Annotated in this window: 19 protein-coding genes and 3 tRNA genes; 12 read left to right on the forward strand and 10 right to left on the reverse strand. The window is 44.3% G+C overall.

Annotation, left to right across the window (positions count from 1 at the left end; genetic code table 11):
• Positions 1-12 precede the first annotated feature (12 nt).
• The 3 genes from betB to C8D84_RS01035 all read right to left on the reverse strand — a co-directional run bounded on the left by betB (position 13) and on the right by C8D84_RS01035 (position 2617).
• Positions 13-1527 (reverse strand): betaine-aldehyde dehydrogenase, encoded by a 1515-nt coding sequence (betB, locus tag C8D84_RS01025; protein WP_109589371.1) that lies wholly within the window; start codon positions 1525-1527, stop codon positions 13-15.
• A gap of 171 nt (positions 1528-1698) precedes the next feature.
• The gene (locus tag C8D84_RS01030; protein WP_109589373.1) at positions 1699-2271 is read right to left on the reverse strand and encodes a TetR/AcrR family transcriptional regulator; all 573 of its coding nucleotides are present in this window, start codon (positions 2269-2271) and stop codon (positions 1699-1701) included.
• Position 2272: 1 nt separating this feature from the next.
• Positions 2273-2617: a DMT family transporter gene (locus C8D84_RS01035; RefSeq protein WP_055125113.1), complete on the reverse strand. Its 345-nt coding sequence runs from the start codon at positions 2615-2617 to the stop codon at positions 2273-2275.
• Positions 2618-3115: 498 nt separating this feature from the next.
• Here C8D84_RS01035 and C8D84_RS01040 point away from each other — a divergent pair.
• The 3 genes from C8D84_RS01040 to C8D84_RS01050 all read left to right on the forward strand — a co-directional run bounded on the left by C8D84_RS01040 (position 3116) and on the right by C8D84_RS01050 (position 4871).
• Positions 3116-3191: transfer RNA gene (locus tag C8D84_RS01040), tRNA-Asn, on the forward strand.
• Positions 3192-3564: 373 nt separating this feature from the next.
• Positions 3565-3906: a CopG family transcriptional regulator gene (locus C8D84_RS01045; protein WP_109589375.1), complete on the forward strand. Its 342-nt coding sequence runs from the start codon at positions 3565-3567 to the stop codon at positions 3904-3906.
• Between the two features lie 230 nt (positions 3907-4136).
• Positions 4137-4871 carry a hypothetical protein gene (locus C8D84_RS01050; RefSeq protein ID WP_109589377.1) on the forward strand — a complete coding sequence of 245 codons (735 nt, stop codon included), beginning with the start codon at positions 4137-4139 and terminating at the stop codon, positions 4869-4871.
• A gap of 91 nt (positions 4872-4962) precedes the next feature.
• On the opposite strand, the gene C8D84_RS01055 is transcribed toward C8D84_RS01050, so the two are convergent.
• The 4 genes from C8D84_RS01055 to C8D84_RS01070 form a co-directional block, all read right to left on the reverse strand.
• A tRNA-Ser gene (locus C8D84_RS01055) sits at positions 4963-5053 on the reverse strand.
• A gap of 84 nt (positions 5054-5137) precedes the next feature.
• Positions 5138-5228: transfer RNA gene (locus tag C8D84_RS01060), tRNA-Ser, on the reverse strand.
• A gap of 162 nt (positions 5229-5390) precedes the next feature.
• Positions 5391-6581, reverse strand: coding sequence for a type I glyceraldehyde-3-phosphate dehydrogenase (locus tag C8D84_RS01065; RefSeq protein WP_109589379.1), 1191 nt, complete (start codon positions 6579-6581; stop codon positions 5391-5393).
• A gap of 175 nt (positions 6582-6756) precedes the next feature.
• Positions 6757-8682, reverse strand: coding sequence for an AAA family ATPase (locus C8D84_RS01070; RefSeq protein ID WP_109589381.1), 1926 nt, complete (start codon positions 8680-8682; stop codon positions 6757-6759).
• A 290-nt stretch (positions 8683-8972) separates the two neighbouring features.
• Between C8D84_RS01070 and exaC the strand changes: the two genes are divergently transcribed.
• The 9 genes from exaC (at position 8973) to C8D84_RS01115 (ending at position 20424) form a co-directional block, all read left to right on the forward strand.
• Positions 8973-10499: an acetaldehyde dehydrogenase ExaC gene (gene exaC / locus C8D84_RS01075; RefSeq protein WP_109589383.1), complete on the forward strand. Its 1527-nt coding sequence runs from the start codon at positions 8973-8975 to the stop codon at positions 10497-10499.
• Between the two features lie 97 nt (positions 10500-10596).
• Positions 10597-11625, forward strand: coding sequence for an alcohol dehydrogenase AdhP (gene adhP / locus C8D84_RS01080; RefSeq protein WP_173936718.1), 1029 nt, complete (start codon positions 10597-10599; stop codon positions 11623-11625).
• 206 nt (positions 11626-11831) lie between these two features.
• Complete coding sequence (locus tag C8D84_RS01085) at positions 11832-12158, forward strand: DUF779 domain-containing protein (RefSeq protein ID WP_109589385.1); 327 nt, start codon at positions 11832-11834, stop codon at positions 12156-12158.
• 196 nt (positions 12159-12354) lie between these two features.
• A complete protein-coding gene (locus tag C8D84_RS01090; protein WP_109589387.1) occupies positions 12355-13986 on the forward strand; it encodes a GMC family oxidoreductase in 1632 nt (543 codons plus the stop codon).
• A gap of 470 nt (positions 13987-14456) precedes the next feature.
• On the forward strand, positions 14457-16097 hold the full coding sequence (locus C8D84_RS01095) for an ABC transporter substrate-binding protein (RefSeq protein WP_109589389.1): 1641 nt from the start codon (positions 14457-14459) through the stop codon (positions 16095-16097).
• A gap of 217 nt (positions 16098-16314) precedes the next feature.
• Entirely contained in the window at positions 16315-17331 is a 1017-nt protein-coding gene (locus tag C8D84_RS01100) for an ABC transporter permease (RefSeq protein ID WP_045453107.1), read from the forward strand.
• Between the two features lie 141 nt (positions 17332-17472).
• On the forward strand, positions 17473-18387 hold the full coding sequence (locus C8D84_RS01105; protein WP_087814459.1) for an ABC transporter permease: 915 nt from the start codon (positions 17473-17475) through the stop codon (positions 18385-18387).
• Position 18388: 1 nt separating this feature from the next.
• Positions 18389-19456: an ABC transporter ATP-binding protein gene (locus C8D84_RS01110; protein ID WP_211181222.1), complete on the forward strand. Its 1068-nt coding sequence runs from the start codon at positions 18389-18391 to the stop codon at positions 19454-19456.
• A complete protein-coding gene (locus tag C8D84_RS01115; protein ID WP_087814458.1) occupies positions 19453-20424 on the forward strand; it encodes a peptide ABC transporter ATP-binding protein in 972 nt (323 codons plus the stop codon). The genes C8D84_RS01110 and C8D84_RS01115 overlap by 4 nt, the downstream gene beginning before the upstream one ends.
• 12 nt (positions 20425-20436) lie before the next feature.
• Here C8D84_RS01115 and C8D84_RS01120 read toward each other — a convergent pair whose 3' ends face one another.
• The 3 genes from C8D84_RS01120 to tkt all read right to left on the reverse strand — a co-directional run bounded on the left by C8D84_RS01120 (position 20437) and on the right by tkt (position 24334).
• Complete coding sequence (locus C8D84_RS01120) at positions 20437-21471, reverse strand: NERD domain-containing protein (protein ID WP_109589391.1); 1035 nt, start codon at positions 21469-21471, stop codon at positions 20437-20439.
• 75 nt (positions 21472-21546) lie between these two features.
• The gene (locus C8D84_RS01125; RefSeq protein ID WP_055125127.1) at positions 21547-22203 is read right to left on the reverse strand and encodes a LysE family translocator; all 657 of its coding nucleotides are present in this window, start codon (positions 22201-22203) and stop codon (positions 21547-21549) included.
• Positions 22204-22336: 133 nt separating this feature from the next.
• Entirely contained in the window at positions 22337-24334 is a 1998-nt protein-coding gene (gene tkt, locus C8D84_RS01130; protein WP_087814456.1) for a transketolase, read from the reverse strand.
• Positions 24335-24459 lie beyond the last annotated feature (125 nt).

Here is a 24459-nt window from a genome sequence, read left to right on the forward strand (position 1 = left end):
CAGCAAAAGTGATTAAAATACCGATTCAAACTTACCAAGCTCTACTTGGATAGACTTGGTCTGCGTATAATGCTCAAGGGCTTCAATGCCGTTTTCGCGGCCGATACCTGAGTGCTTATAACCGCCCACTGGCATTTGTGCAGCCGACTCGCCCCACGTATTTAACCAGCAAATACCCGCTTCAATCTGTGCAATCACGCGATGCGCTCGGGTCAAGTCAGCAGTCACGACTCCTGCAGCCAAACCATACTCGGTATCATTGGCACGGCGAATCACTTCTTCTTCAGTCTCATAAGTCAATATCGACATCACGGGACCAAAGATTTCCTCACGTACTATAGTCATATCGTCGCTGCAATCGGTAAATACGGTTGGTGCGACAAAGGCGCCATTGGCAAGTGTGCCTGACGTGATACGGTCGCCGCCTGTTAGCAGTCGTGCACCACTCGCTTTACCTTGCTCGATATAGCTAAGCACTCTTTCCATATGTGGGAAGCTGACCAATGGACCCATGTTGATGTTCTCATCCATCGGATCGCCCAATTTAATACGCTCGACACGCAATAATATGGCTTCTTCAAACTTAGCTTGTAAGGCTTTAGGGATAAACACACGCGTGCCATTGGTACAGACCTGACCACTGCTATAGAAGTTCGCCATCATCGCGATATCAGCGGCGGTATCGATATCCGCATCATCAAATATAATCAAGGGCGACTTACCGCCAAGCTCCAAGGTTACGTCTTTCAGCGACGAAGATGCGGCACTCGCCATCACTTTTTTACCCGTTGGTACACCACCGGTAAATGAGACTTTGGCGATATCAGGATGCTGTGTTAACGCTTCGCCGACTTTATAATCGCCTTGCACAACGTTAAAGACGCCATCTGGCAGACCCGCTTCTGTCAATATTTCCGCTAACTTTAATGCAGTCAATGGCGTGACTTCAGAAGGTTTAAAAATCATCGCATTCCCAGTGGCTAAAGCTGGTGCTGCTTTCCACATCGCGATTTGAATCGGATAGTTCCACGCGCCGATACCTGCGACGACGCCGAGCGGCTCGCGGCGAGTATAGACAAAGCTAGTATCACGCAATGGAATCTGACGACCTTCAATCATCGGCGCAAGCCCTGCGTAATACTCAACGACATCAGCACCAGTCACGATATCGACATATTTGGTTTCAGAGAGCGCTTTGCCCGTGTCTTTAGTTTCAAGTAACGCGAGTACATCGTTGCGCTCACGTAATATCGCAACCGCCTTTAGCAAAATACGACTGCGCTCAACCGCCGTCATCGCCGCCCAAACCTTTTGACCTTTTTGTGCCGCTTTTACCGCTTCATTAATCTGTTCACTGGTCGTTTGCTGAACGGTAGTTAACACTTCACCCGTGGCTGGATTGATGTCTTCAAAAGTAGCAAGCGATTCGTCGATTGCTAAGTAACGACCATTAATATAAGCAGTTTGAACCTTCTCTAAATCAATGATGTCTGTTAAGTTGCTTAGGTGTGTTTTTGAATCTGTCATGCGGTGCTCCTATTAACGACTGGCAAAAGCCTTATAAACAAGCTAATGCTAAATAATGTCGTCATGGGTTAAATGTTTAAAATAAATTTATAGTGGCTATTACTACAAGCCTGACTTTCAATGCTTTTTTAATAAAAAAGCTGCTTTGATCAATCATTTAAGAACAGTATTTTATTCATTCTCAGGTTGCGTCATTTTTATCAAACGCTTATGAATAGAGGTTTTATCTGAGATACTAATCCCCGAAAAATCAGAGAGCCAAATACCATCAGCCACCAGACGTACCATACATAAGGTTTCGGTATTGTCGGTTGCTTGATGTTTCTTTAATTGCGCATTTGCCCACTTGGCCCACAACTCACGTAACTCGCTATCGCCTAGCATCAATGCATATAAGGTTGCTTGACTATCGAGCTCTTCCTGCCCTTTTTCGCCTAAGCTAATCGTGGCATTGATATAGGCACGAGTAAAAGAGCCATAACGCACAGGGTCTTCTGCCATGGCTTGATTGACTTCTGCCTCAAATTTTGCCATCGCATCATGAAACACTTCAAGGATGAGTGCATTTTTAGTGGTGAAATGATGCATCACCCCGCCTTTGGTCACCCCGACCGCATCAGCGACCGCCTGAAAGGTCACTTTTGATAAGCCCTGCTCTAACGTGATTCGCGCTGCCTGATCTAGTAGCGCACGACGGACAACTTCGGGCTGTTTTTTACGTTTGTAAGCGTTTTCCATTTCCATATCAGTGCACCACAGAATTAGAGAATAAGTTCATCACCACGACACCGCCCACAATCATAGCGATACCAACCACAGCTGCTGTATCAAGACTTTGCTTAAAAAACATCAAGCCTACGAGCGATGTCAGCACAATCCCCAACCCGCCCCATAGTGCATAAGCAATACCAAGCGGTATGGTTTTGATGGTTTGAGTTAATAAGTAAAACGAGATGGCATAAAGCACACCCATAATCAGGGTCGGCACCAAACGCGTAAACTGCTCTGACTTGACTAAAAAGGTCGTGCCAACCACTTCGCAAATAATGGCGATGGCTAGATAACCGTAGGCAATAGTGGTGGGACTCATAATTAGGTTACCTGTCTCAGATTGATCACATATTAATAATGTATATACATTAAAGAAACCATACGGTCGGTATTCTATAGAAATATTCTAGCAATGTGAAGAGCTGTTTATGACTTTTTTGTTTCGAGGGAGATACAGATTGTTTTACTATTCAAAAAGATAGTCGACTTGTCTAATCAAATTACCGCTAGATTTTATATCCAACCTACATAAATAAGGGTTTTGACCACTTTTAGCTCATTCTTTAGCCCATTTAGAGATTTATCGATTGAATTGAAGACACGCCCTAGTCAAAAAATAATATTTTAGCGGTCAAAATTTGCCAAAACAGCCCGCTTTATAAGGGATTACTGGTTATTTTTGACAGATAACAACAATATTTATAATTAATGGCATAATAAGGTTGACAGCCTATAACAACTTGGCTAAAATGTGCCCCACATAACGCAAACAAGACAAGCAATAGCGCTTATCTAACTTATCGTTATACCAACTTATTCTCCAATAGCTCAGTTGGTAGAGCAACGGACTGTTAATCCGTGTGTCCCTGGTTCGAGCCCAGGTTGGAGAGCCATATACTAAAAACCTTCATCATTATTTGATGAAGGTTTTTTTATGGTTGCCGTTTTCAATTAAGAAGATAGTCGCAATCTTAGGGCGTGTCCTCATTTTAAAAGTGGTGACAAAAATGAGATAAATTGCCGTCAAACAAGGACAGTAGCACAAATAATGTCGAGATATTGATAAGCTATTTGACGATGTTTGGCAGAATTTAGCCATTTTTAGCCTATTTAGAGGTTAATCGATTGAATTGAGGACATGCCCTAGTGCGATTGGCATGCTACGGTGTTCTTTTAGGCGTTTTTGTTGTATGGTAAGGATAGTTTTGATTGGGTTAGTTTTTGTCTGAGTGCTTTACTCCTACTCACTAAAAATAATGGTTTATTATGATACCTGTACGTGTGAAAAATAAGTTTTCTGATCATCCGCAAAAAATCATGCGCCCGATCAGTATTCGTTTGTCTGAAGAGATGATTTCGTTATTAGAAGCCACTTCAAAAGAGTTGGGGTTTAAACGCATCCAAGGGCTTATTCGTTTATATATTCGCCAAGGACTTGACCGCGATCATCAAGACTACACCCTAGCCCATGACGAGGTGTTCATCGAAAGCCTGCGTAAACGCGGGGTCAGCCAGCATATTATTGATGAGGCCATTGTTGTGACCCATAATAATAATATTACTCACTCACTATCTGAGCTGCAAGAAAATGACCAAGCTCATGACTAACCATTCAAACAGTCATTAGGTGTTACTGCTGTTAATACAAAAAGACTGAGTTTGCTTTACAGCACTCAGTCTTTTTTTGTGGGCGTAATAAAAATATGCCTATTTTGCTTGCGATACAGCATTTAGCGATAATTAAACACAACCTCTCATCAAACGAGGTATATTAAGAAAACGCTCATTATTTTGTTGTCATTCTTTATTATCCATAAAGATTTTTAAGGAGGTGTACGATGGCGAGTTTACATCAACGCTTAAATAAAGCTTTGCTATTGACGATTGCCTTAGCGATACTATCAATCGTTTCTGGTTGCTCACAGCCAACCGCTGATCCAACAAAAAAAACCATACCGACCAACTCTGACCAGTGGCAGAAAAAACTCGGCACCACTTTTGAGCAGTTACCTCAATCTGAGCAGCAATTACTCAGCCGCTACATGTTGCGAATGAAACTCAGCGGTGCCTATGAGTCGGGGGCGATGCCGCGTACCACTATCAAGCAAGCCCTTGTGCAACAGCGTGAATACGAACGACTACATCCAAACAATCCAACAGGTAAAAAAAGCCCCATCGTCAGCAGCCAGCCAGCTTATAGTGCCAATGCGCAAAACTATCCTGTCGCTCTACTACCAGTCAAAACCAGCGATAGTGACAGCTTAAATCAAGTAAAACTGCAGTTTATGCTCTCTAATCACGGCAAGTTCGCCATTCAAAGCTTTAAGGGCACACTGACCATGCAAGATGCTAACTTGGCGCAGGGCAAAAGCTTTAACGTACCACTAACACAGTTTGACCCGCCTATTAAACCAGAGCAGTCTGGCAAGATTATCATCGAGAGCAGTATTGAAGACATCAACGTTATGCGTGCCATTAAAAACACCAAAGACTTGACCATCATGATCAGTAAAGGCACATTGATATTGGAGAATGGGCAGGAAATTAAGTTTGATGAGTCGCTAATGAAATAAAAAAACGCTACAGAATATTTATAAAATAATAGGATAAATATCCAGCATAAAAAAAGCCCCAATCATCATTGATTAGGGCTTTTTTCGAATTTGGAGGAGACGGAGAGATTCGAACTCTCGAAGGGCTACAAACCCTTGTCGGTTTTCAAGACCGGTGCATTCAACCACTCTGCCACGTCTCCATTTGTTGCATTATTATAGCGATATAAAATAAAAATGCAACAAAAAAAGCCGCAATCATTAATAATGATTGCGGCTTTCGAATTTGGAGGAGACGGAGAGATTCGAACTCTCGAAGGGCTACAAACCCTTGTCGGTTTTCAAGACCGGTGCATTCAACCACTCTGCCACGTCTCCATTTGTGCGTTATTATAGCGATATAACATAAGAATGCAAGCAATTAATTGAACGAATTTAAATTATTTTGATGCTATCGTTGATTCAGTTTAAAAGAGAGTCAAGGCAACTGCATGCAGAGGTATATATGATACTTGCAGCGAGGTTAACGCGGCCACTTTTTTATAGAGAATTGACGATAGGTTTTTTATGAGAAGCCAGATGTAGACACATATCTAGCAGTCTATTGGCATAACCCCATTCGTTGTCATACCATGCAAAAACCTTGTACTGGCTACCCACTTGCATGAGCTGCTGACCATCAATGATCAAAGACTCAGTCTGATGGATAAAATCACTGGATACCAATGGCTCATCCGTATAAGCCATGATGTCACGCAAATGTGCCTGACTGGCAGATTTGAGTGCCTCGCGGACTGCCTCGACAGACACATCGGGCGTATCAAAAACAAAAGTCACATCAATAGCTGCTACATCAATGGTAGGTACGCGTATCGAATGCCCATTTATCTTGCCTACCATAGCAGGTAGCACACGCTCTGTCGCCGCGATACTGCTAGAGGTGGTTGGGATGATGTTATAACCAGACGCGCGCGCGCGTCTTGGGTCACGGTGCGCTTGATCGAGCACTGTCTGATCAGCGGTGACAGCATGAATCTCCGTCATCATCGCTGACTTTACCCCAAATGCGGTATCAAGCGTCGCAATCAAGGGAACCAAGGCCTGCGTGGTACAAGAGACACTCGATATAATCGGCAGCTCACGTGTTAGCTCGTCGGTATTAACGCCCATAACGATACAAGCATCGACATCATCGAATGGTGCCGCACCGATAATCACCTGCTGCGCGCCAGCCACTATGTGCAGTTGTGCTTGCTCATAAGAGCGAAAATGTCCGGTACACTCTAGTACCACATCGACACCCAGCGCCTGCCAAGGCAACTGCGCAGGGTTAGGTTCTGAGAATAAATTGATACAATAGGTATAATTGTTTTTTGTCAGACAAAGCTGTGTGGCGCTATTATTGTTACCGTCATCGCTCGCTTCATCGTTGCTACTTGCCACAATATCAGCACTGACCCCAAGGCGACTTAGGCGACCATGCGTACTGTCAAACTTTAATAAATGCAGCAAAATATCCGCTGGGGCTAAATCATTGATTGCCACGACATGGATCGCACGGCCTAATACCTCAAAGCGCTCTAGCAATGCCCGCAAAACGTTGCGCCCTATACGTCCAAAACCATTGATAGCAACCCTCAGTGGCTGTGTGTCATCACTAGATGCATAAAACGCCGCTGCTGCTACTGGGTCAGATGTTAATTGATAAGTGGCGCTCGAAAAATCAGGCATAAAAAGATATCGCTATAAAGGGATAAAAAATTGAGCACTACAAAGTCAGCGCTACAATGAAATAAAACCAACAAGTTGTTAATCGGCTCTAAGGATTGTTATATAACAGCTAAATGGCTTTGGTGAATGCTTGAACCCTGAATTGTCATACTCAGTATCAAGACGCCATTCGGCATTAAGGCGTTATAAAAATCAGTGCCAAACGAATGGCATTGTAATCAATACTTTGCTTAAGATGATCGAATATTGGACGCAATTTAATACTGCCATCATCATTGAAATCATTTGGATTATTGGCGACTTTAATCGCGACGTAGGCATTGCCAACCGCCGTCATCACCTCATCCTCTGGCCGCAAATGATCACAAGCCAAGCTTGGATCTTGAGATTTTAGGTCAGCAATATGACGCATAATCGTTGATTGTGAAAGCTGACGGGCTTGCGAGATTTCTGCAATCGACAAGCTCTCTTCTAACAACACTCTGGTCGCAAGCAAGGTACTGTCTGATTTGTCAGAAACTTGATTGCCCAGTTTCTGTTTTTTGTCTATTTGCGCCTGTTGTTGCTCTCGGCGCTTTTTTTGCAAAGTGGCATAAGCATCAATCACTGATTTACTCAGCGTACCGCCCGATTTTAAAATAAATTTCTCATGCGCCTGCGTCATGCTTTCTTCATCAAGCATCGCATAATTGGCATCAGCTTCTTCTGACAGCACCAAAAACCGTTTGTCCGCGCCGCGTGCTAGCGGATCAAGCTGCAAACTCATGTCGTTCATACCCAGCAACTGCAGACCTGCCAGCGATTTTAATCGTGACAATGCCACATAACCTTGCCCCAGCTCAAAAGTACGCGATAAATCAATCTCAGCAGCATCGAGGGTCATGCCTTGTGACTTATGAATGGTAATCGCCCATGCTAAACAAAGCGGTACTTGCTCATAGCTTGCCAGCACATCTCCTGTCTCATCTTCGATGATCCATTCTTCAGGCTCAGCGATGACTTCACGCCCTGAATTGAGCCGAACCACGGGCATTTTTTGCGTCGTTGGCTTTTTGGCTTTGGGTTTCTCTTTTATGGCTTTTTTACCTTTGCCTTTTACAGTCTTATCAGTCTCATTTGCAATGCTTTCACTATCGTCTTCGATTAAATCATCACTGCTGTCTTTGCTATCATCGATTTTAACAGCGGCAAAACCAATCAATTCACCCATCGTACCGTTGGACACGCCAAGTTCGGTATTGTTTTTGATAAACATTACCTTGGCACCGACTTTTAACACCAAATCATCTTGGGTACGTACCGTTTTTTTAAGCGTCTCAACCAATTTACTGTCGCCCGTAGATCTGGCGGTAAAGCGCATCATCTTGCCATCTAATGCGGCAAGCTCTTTATCATTGATGCTATTAACGTTGAGATTGTGGGTATAAAGACGGGTACGTTTGATATCGACATTTTGGTCAAAAGTCGCCTCCAGCGCGGCAATCGATTCAAAAGTGACTTCCTGACGACGAATTTGGTTGAGAATATCGTCCAAATCAAGCCCGCCATTTGCCGCTTCACTAACCTGCCTGTGTTGCTCAGATAAGTAGCAAATATGGAACTTAGCATCAAGCCACGCTTCCGACATAAAGGCAAATTTTTCACGGTTGGTCTCGCCTTTACTACCAATCGGTGGCAACTGAAAAAAGTCGCCCGCAACGACGACCTGAATACCACCAAAGGCTTTGTCATTTTTGCGGATATGCTTGAGTACTTGGCTAACCAAATTGAGCTGCTTAGCATGCAACATCGATATCTCATCAATGACCAATACCGCGGTGTCTTTTAGTCGGTCTGCCAAAAACTGCTTGCGTGATAACGTAGTCAAGTCGCGGTCGCTTAACTCATCTTTGATACCGATGCCTGACCAGCTATGAATCGTTGTGCCATTCATGTGTGTGGCAGCAATACCGGTACTCGCAGTGACGGCGACAGGCACACGGCGCGCACGCAGGTAGTCGATATATTGATTGAGAGTATAAGTCTTACCTGAACCTGCTGAGCCAGTCAAAAAGACATTTTGACCCGTTTTTAAGATATCAAGAGCAGAAGATTGACGCATATATCTAAACCAATTAAGTTAATAGTAATAAGAAAAACAGCTTAAGAGCAAATAATAAGAGAAAAAGCTGCCAACAATTATAGCAGCTACATCCGTTTCGCGGACGACTTTAACCCTGATAAGCCACATAACTTAAAGTTATACGATACGGAATATATCATTATAAAAAGTCATTATCGCTCATCGCTAAAGCTCAGTACGATAGGGTCATAGCTTGGTCAGGATGGCCAAATATTTATGCTTAAGTCGTTTGTTCTTAACTAGCCATAATACACAACAAGGAGTCGTTAATGTTATACGCCTATCCCAATACTGAAAATAGTCCTGTCCAATTCCGCAAAAAATATGACAACTTCATCAATGGTGAGTGGGTCGCACCAATCGATGGCGAATACTTTGACAACTCAAGTCCAATCGATGGTAAAACCTTCTGTCAAATTGCGCGCTCTAAAGCTGCCGATGTCGAAGCGGCGCTAGATGCCGCTCATGCCGCAAAAGACGCATGGGGCAAAACCAGTGTCACTGAACGCTCTAATATGTTGCTCAAACTTGCCGATGGTATCGAAGCCAATTTAGAGGCAATCGCTATCGCTGAAAGCTATGAAAACGGTAAACCAGTTCGCGAAACCCTTGCCGCTGATATCCCAATCGCCATCGACCATTTACGTTATTTTGCAGGCGTTATCCGCGCACAAGAAGGCGGCATTAGTCAAATTGATGAAGATACCGTTGCCTATCATTTCCATGAGCCTCTAGGCGTCGTCGGTCAAATCATTCCTTGGAACTTCCCTATTTTAATGGCGATTTGGAAAATTGCCCCAGCCCTTGCTGCGGGTAACTGTATCGTCCTCAAGCCTGCCGAGCAAACCCCTGCGTCTGTTTTATACATGCTTGACGTCATAGGCGCGGCGGATATTTTACCAAAAGGCGTACTAAACGTTATTAACGGCTTTGGTGTAGAAGCCGGTAAGCCAATCGCTTCTAACCCACGTATCGATAAAGTGTCCTTTACTGGTGAGACCACCACTGGTCGCTTAATTATGCAATACGCCAGTGAAAATATCATTCCAGTAACGCTAGAGCTGGGCGGCAAAAGCCCAAATATCTTCTTTGCTGATATCATGGATGAAGACGATGACTTCTTAGATAAAGCGGTTGAAGGTTTGGTCATGTTTGCGCTAAACCAAGGTGAAGTTTGTACTTGCCCATCACGCGCGCTCGTACACGAAAGCATCTATGATGAGTTTATGAAACGCTGTATCGCTCGCGTGAAAGCCATCAAAATGGGCAACCCGCTCGATACTGACACCATGATTGGCGCGCAAGCCAGCTCAGATCAGTTAGAAAAAATCCTATCTTATCTTGATATTGGTAAAAAAGAAGGTGCCAAAGTCTTAGTCGGTGGCGAACTTGCCAAGCATGATGGCGATATGGCAAACGGTTATTATGTGCAGCCGACTATCTTTGAAGGCACGAATGATATGCGTGTGTTCCAAGAAGAAATCTTTGGCCCCGTACTCGCTGTCACCACTTTTAAAGACGATGAAGAAGCGATGGCGCTAGCCAATGACACTTTATATGGTCTTGGTGCTGGCGTCTGGACGCGTAATGGTACTCGCGCTTATCGTTTCGGTCGTGGCATTAAAGCCGGTCGCGTTTGGACGAATTGCTATCATCTCTATCCTGCGCATTCTGCGTTTGGTGGCTATAAGCAATCTGGTATCGGCCGCGAAAACCATTTAATGATGCTAGACCATTATCAACAAACTAAGAACATGCTGGTCTCTTATAGTCCTAAAGCGATGGGCTTCTTTTAATTCTGTTTTTCAAAGCACTTTATGGCAAAACTGTAAAGTGCGACCTCGATGCTCGCTGAGCATCTTAATGTAAAGAACGATGACAAGGAGTTACAACGTGAGTAATAAAATGAAAGCGGCCGTGCTGCATGAATTCGGACAACCCTTAGAAATTGAAGAAGTAGATATTCCAACCGCAGGTGCTGGTCAAATCGTCGTAAAAATGCAGGCATCAGGTGTCTGTCATACCGATTTGCATGCCATTGAGGGCGATTGGCCAGTGAAACCTAGCCCACCGTTTATCCCAGGCCACGAAGGCGTTGGTCTTATCACCGCCGTTGGTGAAAATGTCCATCATGTCAAAGAAGGCGACCGAGTCGGTATCCCTTGGCTCTACTCTGCTTGTGGACACTGTACCCATTGCTTAGGTGGTTGGGAAACTTTATGCGAAAGCCAACAAAACTCTGGTTATTCCGTAAACGGTAGCTTTGCAGAATATGTACTAGCAGATGCCAACTATGTCGGTATCATTCCTGAAAGCGTTGACTCTATTGAAATTGCACCAGTGTTATGTGCAGGCGTCACGGTTTACAAAGGTCTTAAAATGACTGACACCAAGCCAGGTGATTGGGTTGTCATTTCAGGTATCGGTGGACTGGGACATATGGCTGTTCAGTATGCCATTGCAATGGGATTGAACGTTGCTGCTGTGGATATTGATGACGAAAAACTGGCATTCGCTAAAAAACTGGGCGCCAAAGTCACTGTCAATGCGAAAAATACTGACCCTGCTGAATATCTACAAAAAGAAATCGGCGGTGCTCACGGTGCGCTCGTGACAGCAGTATCTTCAAAAGCCTTTGATCAAGCATTAGGCATGTTACGACGCGGTGGTACTTTGGTCTGTAACGGTCTACCAACGGGCGAATTCCCAGTATCTATTTTTGATACTGTTTTAAACGGTATTACCATTCGTGGCTCAATCGTTGGTACGCGTCTCGACTTGCAAGAGTCGTTAGACATGGCAGCAGCAGGCAAAGTAAAAGCCACCGTTGCCGCTGAGCCACTAGAAAATATCAATGATATCTTCGATCGTATGCGTGATGGCAAAATCGAAGGTCGCATTGTCATTGACTATAGTCTGTAGCAACCATTATGTAGCCACATGCTTTATGATATTTTGAGACTCGTAATACCATCTCAATGACTGGCTAGAGTAATCATCAGTAAAGGGTCGTATCGTTTTCAACCACATATGATAAATGATGTGAGTGAATATGATGCGACCCTTTATTTTCTACTCAGTATGATTATGAAAGATATCCGTTCGGGTCTAACGATAGGGAAATCATTATGAAAGTCACAGCCACAGAGTCCTGCAAAGCATTAATCGACTTACTAAAATCTAAGCACGGTGAGCTGATGTTTCATCAATCAGGCGGCTGCTGCGATGGCAGTTCACCCATGTGTTATCCATTGGGCGAATTTAAAGTAGGCGGACAAGACGTACTCATCGGCGAGCTGGTTGGCTGTCCATTTTATATGGGTAAAGCTCAGTATAAGCTCTGGCAACATACCGATCTAACGATAGACGTAGTCGATGGACGCGGAGCCAGTTTTTCGCTTGAAATACCAGAAGGTAAACGCTTTATCGTACGTTCAGAGATATGTACTATATAAGTTTAAATAGCCTATACCAGCGTTTTAACGACCTAGTATTGTTTTGCCATGCCATATGTTGATCGATAAACACCCCTTAGTCATTTTTATTTTATTATTCCAGCAAAATAATAGATACTGTAATGCGTACCCTATTTCAATAAACGCGTTTTAACGAGCACGTTTTACTCAGCATGGATGCTAGAAGGAATGTAAAATGGAATTTGATAAAAAATTTGATTACGTCATCGTTGGTGGTGGTTCAGCTGGCTGCGTACTTGCTAGCCGATTAACAGAAAACCCAGACATTAGTGTCTGCTTATTAGAATATGGTGGTGAAGGCAAAGACCTTGCTGTCCGTGTCCCTGCTGGACTGATTTTGATGGTACCAGGCAAGCCGCTGAAACTGAATAATTGGTGCTTTCAAACTACGCCGCAGATGCACTTGAAAAATCGACGCGGCTTCCAACCACGTGGTCAATGCTTGGGTGGCTCATCGGCTATTAATGCCATGATTTATACGCGTGGTAGTGCGCTCGATTATGAACGTTGGGTAGAACAAGGCTGCGAAGGCTGGGGATTTGATGATGTACTGCCCTACTTTATCAAAGCAGAAAACAATATTCATGGTAGCGGCGAGCTGCATGGTGATAGCGGACCGCTGCATGTCAGCAACTTACTGAGTCCGCGTGATATCTCCAAAGCATTCGTAGAAGCCGCTATCACCAATGGTTTAGATCATAATCAAGATTTTAATGGCGAAAAGCAAGACGGTACAGGGCTATATCAAGTCACCCACTTTCATGGCGAAAAACAAGGTCAACGCTGCTCTGCGGCGGCCGCTTATCTACATCCAGTACAAAACCGATCAAATCTGACCGTCATCACCCACGCCCAAGCCAACCGCGTCATTTTTGAAGACAAACAAGCCGTTGGTGTCGCTTATGAAAAAGATGGCGTCGAGCATGCGGTGATGGCGCGTCATGAAGTGATATTATCTGGGGGCACTTTTGGCTCACCCAAAGTCCTGATGTTGTCAGGTATTGGACCTGCTGAGCATCTACAATCACATGGCATCGACGTCGTGGTAGATGCGCCCGATGTTGGTGGTAATCTACAAGATCACTTGGACGTCGTTTTTGATTACGAGGTCAATACCACTGACGTCATCGGTATTGGTATGGCGACGATTTCGACATTGACCAAAAGTATTCGGCAGTGGAGAAAGGATGGTACAGGCCTTTTGTCTACCAACTATGCTGAAGCGGGCGCGTTCTTTAGTGTCGGTGACGACCCAAAAGAGTGGCCAAATACCCAACTGCACTTTGTCATATCCCGCGTGATTGAGCACGGTCGTGATCTCAGACGTGGCTTTGCGGTCTCTTGTCACAGTTGCTACCTACGCCCTGAAAGCCGCGGTACGGTCAGACTGGACTCCGCCGACCCCTCAGACGCGGTATTGATTGATCCAAACTACCTCTCGCACCCAAAAGATGTGGAATATATGATTGCAGGCGCGGAGCGTACGCGCGCCATCATGCAAGAATCACCCATCGCCAAATATATTACTGAAGACTACCCTGCTCCCTATATCGAAAAAGACGGTATGCTCGGTTATATCCGCAACAAATCAGATACCATTTATCATCCTGTCGGCACTTGCCGTATGGGCTCAGACAGCAATTCAGTCGTCGATTTGCAATTAAAAGTACGCGGTGTAAATGGCTTAAGGGTCATCGATGCCTCAATTATGCCGACTCTCATCAGCGGTAATACCAATGCGCCAACGATTATGATTGCTGAAAAACTCGCAGATCTTATCAAAGCAAATCACGGTCATATCGAATGATATCACGCCATAAAACATAGGAAGATATGCGTCTTATAATTAGTATTTTTATTTAAGAAACTTATTTACTAAAACTTTATATTCAATAAAATGAAAATAAGCAGATTGTATAAAAGTTTAACCCATATTTTTTCGTGGTTATTTTTATCAGCATTTCTAAAATAAGGAGAAACTCTAACAAATTCGGCAATAAAGATAGTAAAACAGAACGTTTTCTATCAAATTAGCTTACGGATGTCTTGCATTACCACTGTTGAACAGAGTATATTTAAACCACTTATTTATATCGGTATTTTTTGCAAATCTGAATAATGGTTAATACAACCTAAAATATTTTTTATTTTGCATATTAGAAACACGATATAAACAATTGCTTTAAAGGGAATTAAAAGCACGCTCATTATATTTATAGTTCAAAAACGATCTTATAAATATATTGGCGACTATTTATCATTACATAGGATGTAATAATGCAAAAATCACTCTTCAAACTGACGATGTTGGCGACAGTTATTCTAGGCATCAGTGCCTGTAGCGGCGACAACAAAACCACCGATGACTCTGCTGCCAGCTCAGATGCTAAAGCAGCCAAAACCTTACTTTATTGCTCAGAAGGTAGTCCGGCTGGATTCGATCCAGCACAATACACTGCAGGTACCGATTTTGATGCGAGCGCCTTTCCCATCTACAACGGCTTAGTAGAATTCAAAAGAGATGGTACTGAGATTCAGCCAGCCTTAGCCGAAAGCTGGGATATTAGTGAAGACGGCAAGACTTATACCTTTAACCTACGTAAAGGGGTTAAATATGGTAAGACCGATTACTTTACCCCAACCCGTGATTTCAACGCAGATGACATTGTCTTTACTCTAGAGCGTATCACCAATCCAGAGTTTGAATTTAATAAAGCCTATCCTGCTGAGTTCCCTTATTCGGTCGGTATGGGGCTACCTGATATTATCTCCAATATCGAAAAAGTTGATGACTCTACCGTCAAGATCACCCTAAGCGAGACCAATGCGCCATTTTTACAGAACCTAGCGATGCCCTTCGCTTATATCGATTCTGCTGAGTATGCAGAAAAGTTAATGGCTTCTGGTAATGCTGCTGATATCAACACCAAACCCGTTGGTACAGGACCTTTCGTCTTTACTTCTTATCAAAAAGACGCGCAAATTCGTTATACCAAAAATCCAGACTACTGGAACAAAGATGATATTCATATCGATAATCTAGTCTTTGTCATCACCAAAGATTCAGCAGTGCGTGCGCAAAAAGTGCAAGCAGGTGAATGTCATGTGTCCGCTTATCCAAAACCTGCCGAAATTGACTCTGTCAAAAAATCTGGTAAGGCCACCGTTCTCGATCAACCCGGCTTTAACGTCGGTTATGTCGGCTATAACGTTGAAAAACCGAAGCTTAGCGACCTTAAAGTTCGCCAAGCATTAGACATGGCAATTAATAAAGACGCTATTATAAATGCGGTTTATCAAAGCGAAGGATTAAAAGCCACCAATCCTATGCCGCCCACACAATGGGGTTACGACAAATCTATCAAAGATGCGCCTTACGATGTGGAAAAAGCCAAGTCCCTTATAAAAGAAGCAGGCGCGGACAAACTTGCCATTAATCTATGGTATATGCCCGTTCAACGCCCATATAATCCTAACGCCAAACTCATGGCTGAAATGCTACAAGCAGATTGGGCAAAAATTGGTGTCGATACCAAGCTTGTGACGTATGAATGGGGCGAGTATCTAAACCGTGCTGCTAAAGGTGAGCCTGATGTCATTCTAGCAGGCTGGACTGGTGACAATGGGGATCCTGATAACTGGCTTGGTACATTACTATCTTGTGATGCGGTCGGTGGCAATAACTACTCACGCTGGTGTAATAAAGACTTTGACACTTTGGTGACTAACGCCCGTCAGATTACCAATCAAGATGAGCGTGTCAGCGATTATGTACAAGCTCAGCAGATATTCAAAGAGCAGCTGCCTTGGACGACAATGGCGCATTCGGTGGTCACGGTATTCACCGCACCAAATGTGGTCGATTATAAAATTAGTCCGCTTGGCTCAATACGCTTCGATGGTGTCAAGGTTGAATAACCTGATCTGATGAAGTCCGGTAAGACATGCATGATTGTTTAATTTATATTCGGCTGGGTCAGACACTCTGCTCCAGCCGTATTTATATGAGTTAAGCGCCTTATTAAGCATTTTCTAATCACTGTTTAAGCATGCTGTCACCGAATCTTTCATCTCTGCCAACATTCTACTCATCGATCTAAAACGATTGAACCACAACTATTGAATTGAGCAGCCCATGCTACTTTATATATTGCGTCGCATTGCCATTCTAATTCCTGTCTATCTTGGCTTAACGCTATCGACATTTACCCTAATTCGGCTCGTCCCTGGAGATGCCGTCGAGATTATGATGGGTGAGCGTATGGTCGATCCAGAGCTACATGCTCGAGCGTTAGAAAGACTTGGCTTAGACAAACCCCTCATTGTCCAATATTGGGATTACTTAACCGGAATATTGACCGGTGATTTTGGTCAATCCTTTCGTACTCGTACTCCGGTATTACAAGACTTCTTTGCTCATTTTGTACCAACCTTAGAGCTGGCTTTGTGTGCCATTGTCATTGCCAGTGTTGTCGGTGTGAGCTTAGGTATCTTTGCCGCGCTACGACGTGGTACATGGATTGACTACACTCTAATGTCAGGGGCGCTGGCTGGCTACTCTATGCCCATCTATTTATTAGGGCCTATTCTCACGGGTATATTCGCCCATTATCTCGGCCTGTTGCCCGTCGCCGGTGTCATATCTGTCGCGCAGTTTTTAGACGTCAAACCTTTATATGGATCATGGCTACTTGGCTCTTTAACATCAGGAGAACCTGGCGCATTTTGGGATGTGGTCAAACACTTTATCCTACCGTCTATTGCCTTATCGACCATACCACTCGCAATGATTGCACGGATGACACGCTCGGCGATGCTAGAGGTGTTAGATGAGGACTACGTGCGTACAGCGCGCGCCAAAGGCCTATCGCCGCGCCGCGTGATATTGGTACACGTCATGCGTAATGCCTTAATCACTGTGGTGACTGTGATTGGTTTACAGATGGCGACCTTGCTCGCGGGGGCTATTATCACTGAGACTATCTTTAGTTGGCCAGGTGTTGGTAATTGGCTGCTCGATGGGTTTTTCACTCGTGATTATCCTATCGTGCAAAACGGTATTTTATTGGTCGCCACTGCTCTGATTTTGGTTAGTTTATTTATTGATATTTTGTATGGTCTGATTAATCCACGTATTCGCCATACTTCTTAATTTAACATTGATAAATACTCATATTATAAGTAGTGGTTATTGGTGTTTGTATGGTCTTGAGTGAGTTTTAGCACATTTTAAAGGCTTACTAAAAACGAGACTGACATACTTTCAACGCGCTAGCCACTATAGGAACTGCTCATGAAGCCTTCTGTTCTTCCCTCTGATGTCAACCTTATGGCCGCCACACCGCCGTCATCTTGGCAGCTATTTTTATCGACGTTTTGCCGAAATAAAGGCGCGGTGCTTGGTTTTATTGTACTGGCATTGATGGTCATTATTGCTATCCTTGCGCCTGCCATTGCACCCCATGACCCTTACGAGTTATTTACTGGTCAAGAGCAGTTGCCGCCTGCCTTTCTGGATGGCGGCAATACCATGTTTTGGCTAGGCACGGATGATGCTGGACGAGACACCTTGTCTCGGGTGATGTATGGCGCGCGTTACTCCCTATTTATCGGTCTGAGCGCGACGACTCTTGCCATGTTAGTCGGTGTTTCATTGGGACTTAGTGCTGCATTTTGGCCCAAGGTTTGGGGCAAAGCGGTCATGCTGGTCAATGATATTTTGATGTCTTATCCGAGCTTACTATTGGCGATCATTATCGCCGCCATCCTAGGCCCTTCTATGACCAATACGATTATTACCATCGCCTTGGTCTGTACGCCACCTTTTATTCGTCTGACGCGCGCAACTGCGATGGTAGAGCTACAGCGTGAATACTTTATCGCTTCGCAAGTGATGGGTGCTGGCGTGCTACGCTTATTGTTTATCACCATTTTGCCCAACTGTATGGCACCGCTTATCGTACAAGCAACGATGATTTTCTCTTCTGCTATTTTAGAAGCAGGTGCAATTGGTTTCTTAGGCTTTGGTGTACAGCCACCCGATGCTGAATGGGGTGCAATGCTTGGTACGGCGCGTCAATATATTCAAAGTAATGTTTGGCTAGCGATTTGGCCCGGTGTCGCTATTTTCTTAGCCGCATTGTCGATTAACTTGACTGGTGATGGCCTACGCGATGCGCTAGATCCCAAATTAAAGCAGGTGACCTAAGATGACTGAACCATTAATTAAAACGCCTACCACTCACACTTCTATGAATGACGTATCAAAAAAAGAATCACCATTGTTGTTAGATATTGAAAATCTTTCAGTGACTTTCGGGCAAGGGGTGCGCGCTTTTCGTGCAGTCGATGATGTGTCGTTAAAGATTACACAAGGCGAAGTCATCGCAGTCGTGGGTGAATCTGGCTCGGGTAAGTCAGTTACGATGATGGCACTGATGGGGCTACTACCACCCTCTGCAACTGTCCGTTCCAAGCGCGTTATGTTCGATGATAAAGACATGCTCAGTATGTCAGCAAAAGAAAAACGCGGCATCATTGGCAAAGACATCTCAATGATCTTTCAAAATGCTATGTCTTGCTTAAATCCAAGCTTCACGGTTGAGATGCAACTGGGTGAAGTCTTACGCAAGCATCTAGGCTTGCGAGGTTCAGCAGTACAGACACGTATCTTAGAGCTGCTAGAGTTGGTCGAGATGCCCGATGCCAAAAACCGCCTCAAGGTTTATCCACATCAACTCTCAGGCGGCATGAGTCAGCGAGTTATGATTGCGATGGCAATTGCTTGTGAGCCCAAACTACTCATCGCAGATGAACCTACCACCGCGCTCGATGTCACAGTACAAGCGCAAATAATGGACTTGCTAAGCCGATTGCAACGCGAAAAACAAATGGCGATGATACTGATTACCCACGATTTAGGACTGGTCGCGCAGAACTCGCGTGATGTCGCGGTCATGTATGCTGGACAAGTAGTAGAAACCAGTACTGTGCCAGAGATTTTTCAAAAGCCTGCGCACCCGTATACTGAAGCCTTGCTGCAAGCAATCCCTGAATTGGCTATCGGTCAAGACCGTCTGAATAGCTTGCCCGGTGTCGTGCCGAGTCAATATGACCGCCCAACTGGTTGTTTATTGTCTCCGCGTTGCCCGTATAAAGAGCCCGCTTGCGAAGTACCACCCCCTATTTTAGATACACCTACTGGCAAAGTGCGCTGTATTTATTCTGATCCTTCTGCTCGCCCCTCTCACGCTGCTACCTTGGAGTCACAAGTATGAGTAATAAAGTGGTCCTAAAAGCAGACAATCTACACAAGCATTATCCTGTATCTCAAGGTTTGGGCAAAGCGAAGGCCTACGTTAAAGCGTTAAATGGTATCTCATTCGAGCTTGAAGCAGGCAAGACGCTGGCCGTCGTGGGTGAGTCAGGCTGCGGTAAGTCTACCCTTGCCCGCCAGTTGACACTGATTGAAGAGCCTACTGATGGCGAGCTATTTATCAACGATGAAGGCACCACTGGCTATAGCAGAAAAGCGCTCAAAGAGCTACGTACTGAAATCCAAATGGTCTTTCAAAATCCTTATGGCAGCCTCAATCCGCGTCATACTATCGGCTATCAATTGACTGAACCATTGGATATTCATACCAAACTCTCTAAAGACGACAAGCGTGACAAAATCAATGAGATGATGCGAAATGTGGGTCTGCGACCCGAACATGCTGGCCGCTATCCACATATGTTTTCAGGGGGTCAGCGCCAACGTATTGCTCTCGCCCGCGCCATGATGCTCAATCCTAAAATTGTCGTCGCTGATGAGCCAACTTCCGCGCTCGATGTATCGATTCAAGCGCAAGTATTGAACCTATTTATGGATTTGCAGGATGAATATCGTACTGCTTACGTTTTTATCTCGCATAACTTATCAGTCGTGCGTCATGTCGCTGATGATGTGATGGTCATGTATTTAGGTCAGGCAGTTGAGCATGGCCCGAAAGAAGCAATTTATAACGCGCCAAAACATCCATATACCATCGCTCTGTTGGCTGCGGCACCGACTATCAGCGGTCATAAAAACGACTTAACGCTACAAGGTGAGCTACCAAGTCCGCTCAATCCACCAAGTGGCTGCGCACTGCACAAACGCTGCCCGTATGCCAAGCAGCAATGCAGCGAAGTCGAGCCACAACTGCGTGAATGGGATGGTCGATTGGTTGCTTGTTTACGTTTGGAAGAAATATATGGGTAAGAGAATTAAAGGCTAAGCAATATTTACTACACCTCGGCACTTTGGAAACTGCGCGCACCCATAAAAGAATTGTCCTTGGCGTTCGCCTTTTTTTGCAGTGCGTTTAACCATCTCTCCATTACATTTCGGGCAAGTTGGCGCTTGAACGAGATTAGCAGTAGGGTTTGTCGCCTCAAATATTGCAGGTGCTTCCACCTGTGGCTCAAGCTCTACAACCTCAAACGGTGTAAGAAACACTTTATTAGCAACATCATGCGATATACTGACATATGGTGTGTTTGTCTGCTGGGTATTCAGACTGTCCGTTAGCAACTCGCTAGATTCAATCTCAGTCTGACCCGACCATCGCAGCACTTCTCGGCTTTTCAGCGTGGCTCGTTTAGCGGTTTCTTTTATTACCGGCTCGAGTGTAGGCTTACTGGCAGTTTTAGCAATTGTTTTATCAGTAGCGTTACTGCTAGGCTGTTTGTTTGAGAGGCTATGCTTGTCTTTTAGATAGGCTTTATGCTCTCTATTGGTGCGCCAAGATTTGCTAAGTCTGTTGCTATTAATCTGCTCAACGATGGATTTAACCTCGTCTTCACTTAGTATCTCATCTTGTTTCTTCTTCACATAAGAGACCATCCCACCTGTCAATACGTGTTCAGGTAACTCATCACGAGTTTTCAGCTCACACTCACCGATGAAAGCAATCATCGAATGAAAGTAGCTCAGCTCCAATCCTAATAAATCTGCGAGAGTCCTAATGTGCAAGTAGTTTTGGCGTAATGGGTTTTGGAATTTATACTTACTTCCATTTGGGAAAGCTTGCGTCCACTGCTTTTGCTTTTCGCTACCATATATCCAGCCTTTATAATTCTTGGTTTCGATGACAAAGATGCCGTATACAGAGACGATAATATGATCGATTTGGGTACTGCCACCATTGGCTCTTGGCAAGGTAATACCGTTTAATCGGTGATAGACATCTTTTTCAAGTTTTAGCCACATGGCGACATTGATAACGGTCTCGCCTAGAAAGCCTTTGAAAGTGGATTTGATGGACATGGTTTTTTTCTTGAAAGTGGTTATGAAAAAATAAATAACGTTCAATATCAATATACTAATTACTTTTGGTTAAAATTACCGATCTACAATTGCTGTTCTGACGATAGTTAAACCAATGACGCCAAGCAACGCCCCTGTAACTTTATCGATGTAATAAGCAACTTGGGTAAATTTAGCGCGTACTTTGCGAGTCGACAATAGAAATATGACAGCAGTGTCCCACGCGAATACCACAACAGTCATCCAAATACCTAAGCCCAATTTGAACACAAAACTTATTTCTGGTGTCAACACTACAGTGAATAAACTGAGATAAAAGAGTAGATTTTTAGGATTAAATATTCCAGACAAAAACCCTGCAGTAAATTCCTTTAAAAAAGTTGTCTTAGGTATATTTGAATGGGCTGATTGGGCTACCTGAAATTGGTCATACGCATCTTTTCGTGCGCGTAACGCCTGTATACCAAGATACATTAAAAACAACCCACCAATGATTTTTAGCGTAATCATAATAGGTGCAGAGGCGGCTAAAATTGAGCCAACACCAATTAGACATAGACCGATGTACACAGCATTAGCAAAGGTGATACCGAGCGCAACCCCTATTGCGTCTTTACTGTCGTTCTTAATCGCACTCTTTACGATCAATACAAAATCCGGTCCAGGACTCAATAGTGCAAGAAAATGTGCCAAGCCGACCGTGATAAAAATACTCAACAAATCCCAGTTCATAATTATTCCGTACTCTGTTTTTTTTAATTATGGACTAAATACCATTATGAATATACTGATTATTTAGCCAATAAAAAGAGCCACCAGATTTCTCCGGCAGCTCTTTTTTTAAATACTGACTAAGTTAGGTTTATTACACCAAACTATTTACCGCTTCAACCACAGCGTCAGTGGTAATACCGAACTCTTTGTATAACTGATCTGCAGGAGCAGATTCGCCATAAGTCGTCATGCCGATGACTTTGCCATCTAAACCAACAAACTTATACCAATAATCTACATGCGCGGCTTCAACTGCTACGCGAGCACGGATATTGGCAGGCAACACGGCTTCACGATAGCTAGCATCTTGCTCTACGAAAATCTCAGCACATGGCATAGATACCACACGGACACCAACACCATTTGCGCTTAGTGCTTCATACGCTTCCATTGCTAGGCCAACTTCTGAACCAGTTGCGATGATGATTGCTTGTAGCTCGCTCTGCTCTTTTGCCAGTACATAACCGCCTTTAGTGATGTTGGCTACTTGCTCGCTATCACGGGCTTGATGAGGCAAGCTTTGACGGCTAAAGATTAACGCTGACGGGTTGTTTTCTGACTTGATTGCTTCTACCCAAGCGCTTGCAGATTCAGTCGCATCACACGGACGCCATGTGCGTAGATTTGGCGTGGTACGTAGGCTAGTCAATTGCTCAACTGGCTGATGCGTCGGGCCATCTTCACCCAGACCGATAGAGTCATGCGTATAGACATGGATGACGCGCTGCTTCATCAATGCACCCATGCGTACCGCGTTACGTGCGTATTCCATAAACATCAGGAAAGTTGCTACGTAAGGGATAAAACCGCCATGCAATGCAATACCGTTGGCAATCGCGGTCATACCGAATTCACGTACACCATAATAGATATAGTTACCGTCAGCGTCTTTTTCGATGCCCTTAGCGCCTTTGAATAGCGTTAGATTCGAGCCAGCTAAATCCGCTGAACCGCCTAGCAATTCTGGTAATAATGGCTGTAAGGTATTGATCGCATTTTGACTGGCTTTACGACTGGCAACATCGCCACCCGCTTCTTGCGTTTGCTGAATATAGGCTTGTGCTTGGCTATCAAAGTCAGCAGGCAAATCACCATTTAGACGACGCAATAGCTCAGACGCCAGTTCAGGATAGGCCTTTTTATACGCGTCAAAGTCAGCTTCCCAGTTCTTTTGTTGTACGTCGCCTTTGGCTTTAGCATCCCACGCTTCATAGATTTCATCATCTAATTCGAATGGGGCATGCTTCCAAGACAATGCATCACGAGTCAAGGCGATTTCGTCATCGCCTAACGGAGCACCATGGCTGGCTGCTAGACCCTGTTTGTTCGGGCTACCAGCACCGATCGTAGTTTCGCAAATCAGAAGACTTGGTTTGGTAGTCTCGTTAAGCGCTTGTTCAGTTGCTTGAGTGATCGCATCCGCATCATGACCATCTACTTTGATAACTTGCCAGCCGTAAGACTCAAAACGCGCTTGCGTATCATCAGTGAACCAGCCTTCGACATTACCATCGATAGAGATACCGTTGTCATCATAGAAGAAGACCAGCTTACCAAGACCTAACGTGCCAGCCAGTGAGCACACTTCATGACTGATACCTTCCATCAAGCAACCATCGCCTAAGAATGCATAGGTATTGTGGTCAACGATGTTATGGCCGTCACGATTGAACTGCGCCGCTAAAGTTTTTTCTGCAATTGCAAAACCAACGGCATTGGCGATACCTTGACCTAGTGGACCAGTAGTCGTTTCAATACCTGGTGTATAACCAAGCTCAGGATGACCTGGGGTTTTTGAATGCAACTGACGGAAACCTTTCAGATCATCAACGCTGACGTCATAACCAGATAAATGCAGCAATGAGTAAATAAGCATTGAGCCATGACCGTTCGATAAGACAAAGCGGTCGCGGTTGTGCCACTGTGGATCGGTTGGGTTGTGCTTCAAAAACTTGCGCCACAAAACTTCGGCAATATCAGCCATACCCATTGGGGCACCTGGGTGACCAGAGTTGGCTTTTTGAACCGCGTCAAACGACAGTACACGGATGGCATTGGCTAATTTACGTTCGCTAATTGGAGCTGGCATAGAGTGTCCTAACAGTTGTGGCGATAATAAAGAAGAAACAACAGCTTGAATCAAAAAGAGGATATTTTACCACGATCTGTTAATGACTTGGAGTCAAGAGCGACTTTATTTGCTATATTAATTTA

Source organism: Psychrobacter immobilis, assembly GCF_003148585.1.
Classification (GTDB): domain Bacteria; phylum Pseudomonadota; class Gammaproteobacteria; order Pseudomonadales; family Moraxellaceae; genus Psychrobacter; species Psychrobacter immobilis.

Excerpts from the sequence above, each read along its gene's own strand:
- C8D84_RS01085 (WP_109589385.1), top strand. The coding sequence starts at position 11,832 with ATGAAAGTCACAGCCACAGAGTCCTGCAAAGCATTAATCGACTTACTA.
- C8D84_RS01105 (WP_087814459.1), top strand. The coding sequence starts at position 17,473 with ATGAAGCCTTCTGTTCTTCCCTCTGATGTCAACCTTATGGCCGCCACA.
- C8D84_RS01100 (WP_045453107.1), top strand. The coding sequence starts at position 16,315 with ATGCTACTTTATATATTGCGTCGCATTGCCATTCTAATTCCTGTCTAT.
- betB (WP_109589371.1), bottom strand. The coding sequence starts at position 1,527 with ATGACAGATTCAAAAACACACCTAAGCAACTTAACAGACATCATTGAT.
- C8D84_RS01035 (WP_055125113.1), bottom strand. The coding sequence starts at position 2,617 with ATGAGTCCCACCACTATTGCCTACGGTTATCTAGCCATCGCCATTATT.
- C8D84_RS01120 (WP_109589391.1), bottom strand. The coding sequence starts at position 21,471 with ATGTCCATCAAATCCACTTTCAAAGGCTTTCTAGGCGAGACCGTTATC.
- exaC (WP_109589383.1), top strand. The coding sequence starts at position 8,973 with ATGTTATACGCCTATCCCAATACTGAAAATAGTCCTGTCCAATTCCGC.
- C8D84_RS01115 (WP_087814458.1), top strand. The coding sequence starts at position 19,453 with ATGAGTAATAAAGTGGTCCTAAAAGCAGACAATCTACACAAGCATTAT.
- C8D84_RS01095 (WP_109589389.1), top strand. The coding sequence starts at position 14,457 with ATGCAAAAATCACTCTTCAAACTGACGATGTTGGCGACAGTTATTCTA.
- C8D84_RS01110 (WP_211181222.1), top strand. The coding sequence starts at position 18,389 with ATGACTGAACCATTAATTAAAACGCCTACCACTCACACTTCTATGAAT.
- C8D84_RS01090 (WP_109589387.1), top strand. The coding sequence starts at position 12,355 with ATGGAATTTGATAAAAAATTTGATTACGTCATCGTTGGTGGTGGTTCA.
- C8D84_RS01125 (WP_055125127.1), bottom strand. The coding sequence starts at position 22,203 with ATGAACTGGGATTTGTTGAGTATTTTTATCACGGTCGGCTTGGCACAT.
- C8D84_RS01045 (WP_109589375.1), top strand. The coding sequence starts at position 3,565 with ATGATACCTGTACGTGTGAAAAATAAGTTTTCTGATCATCCGCAAAAA.
- tkt (WP_087814456.1), bottom strand. The coding sequence starts at position 24,334 with ATGCCAGCTCCAATTAGCGAACGTAAATTAGCCAATGCCATCCGTGTA.
- C8D84_RS01050 (WP_109589377.1), top strand. The coding sequence starts at position 4,137 with ATGGCGAGTTTACATCAACGCTTAAATAAAGCTTTGCTATTGACGATT.
- C8D84_RS01065 (WP_109589379.1), bottom strand. The coding sequence starts at position 6,581 with ATGCCTGATTTTTCGAGCGCCACTTATCAATTAACATCTGACCCAGTA.
- C8D84_RS01030 (WP_109589373.1), bottom strand. The coding sequence starts at position 2,271 with ATGGAAATGGAAAACGCTTACAAACGTAAAAAACAGCCCGAAGTTGTC.
- C8D84_RS01070 (WP_109589381.1), bottom strand. The coding sequence starts at position 8,682 with ATGCGTCAATCTTCTGCTCTTGATATCTTAAAAACGGGTCAAAATGTC.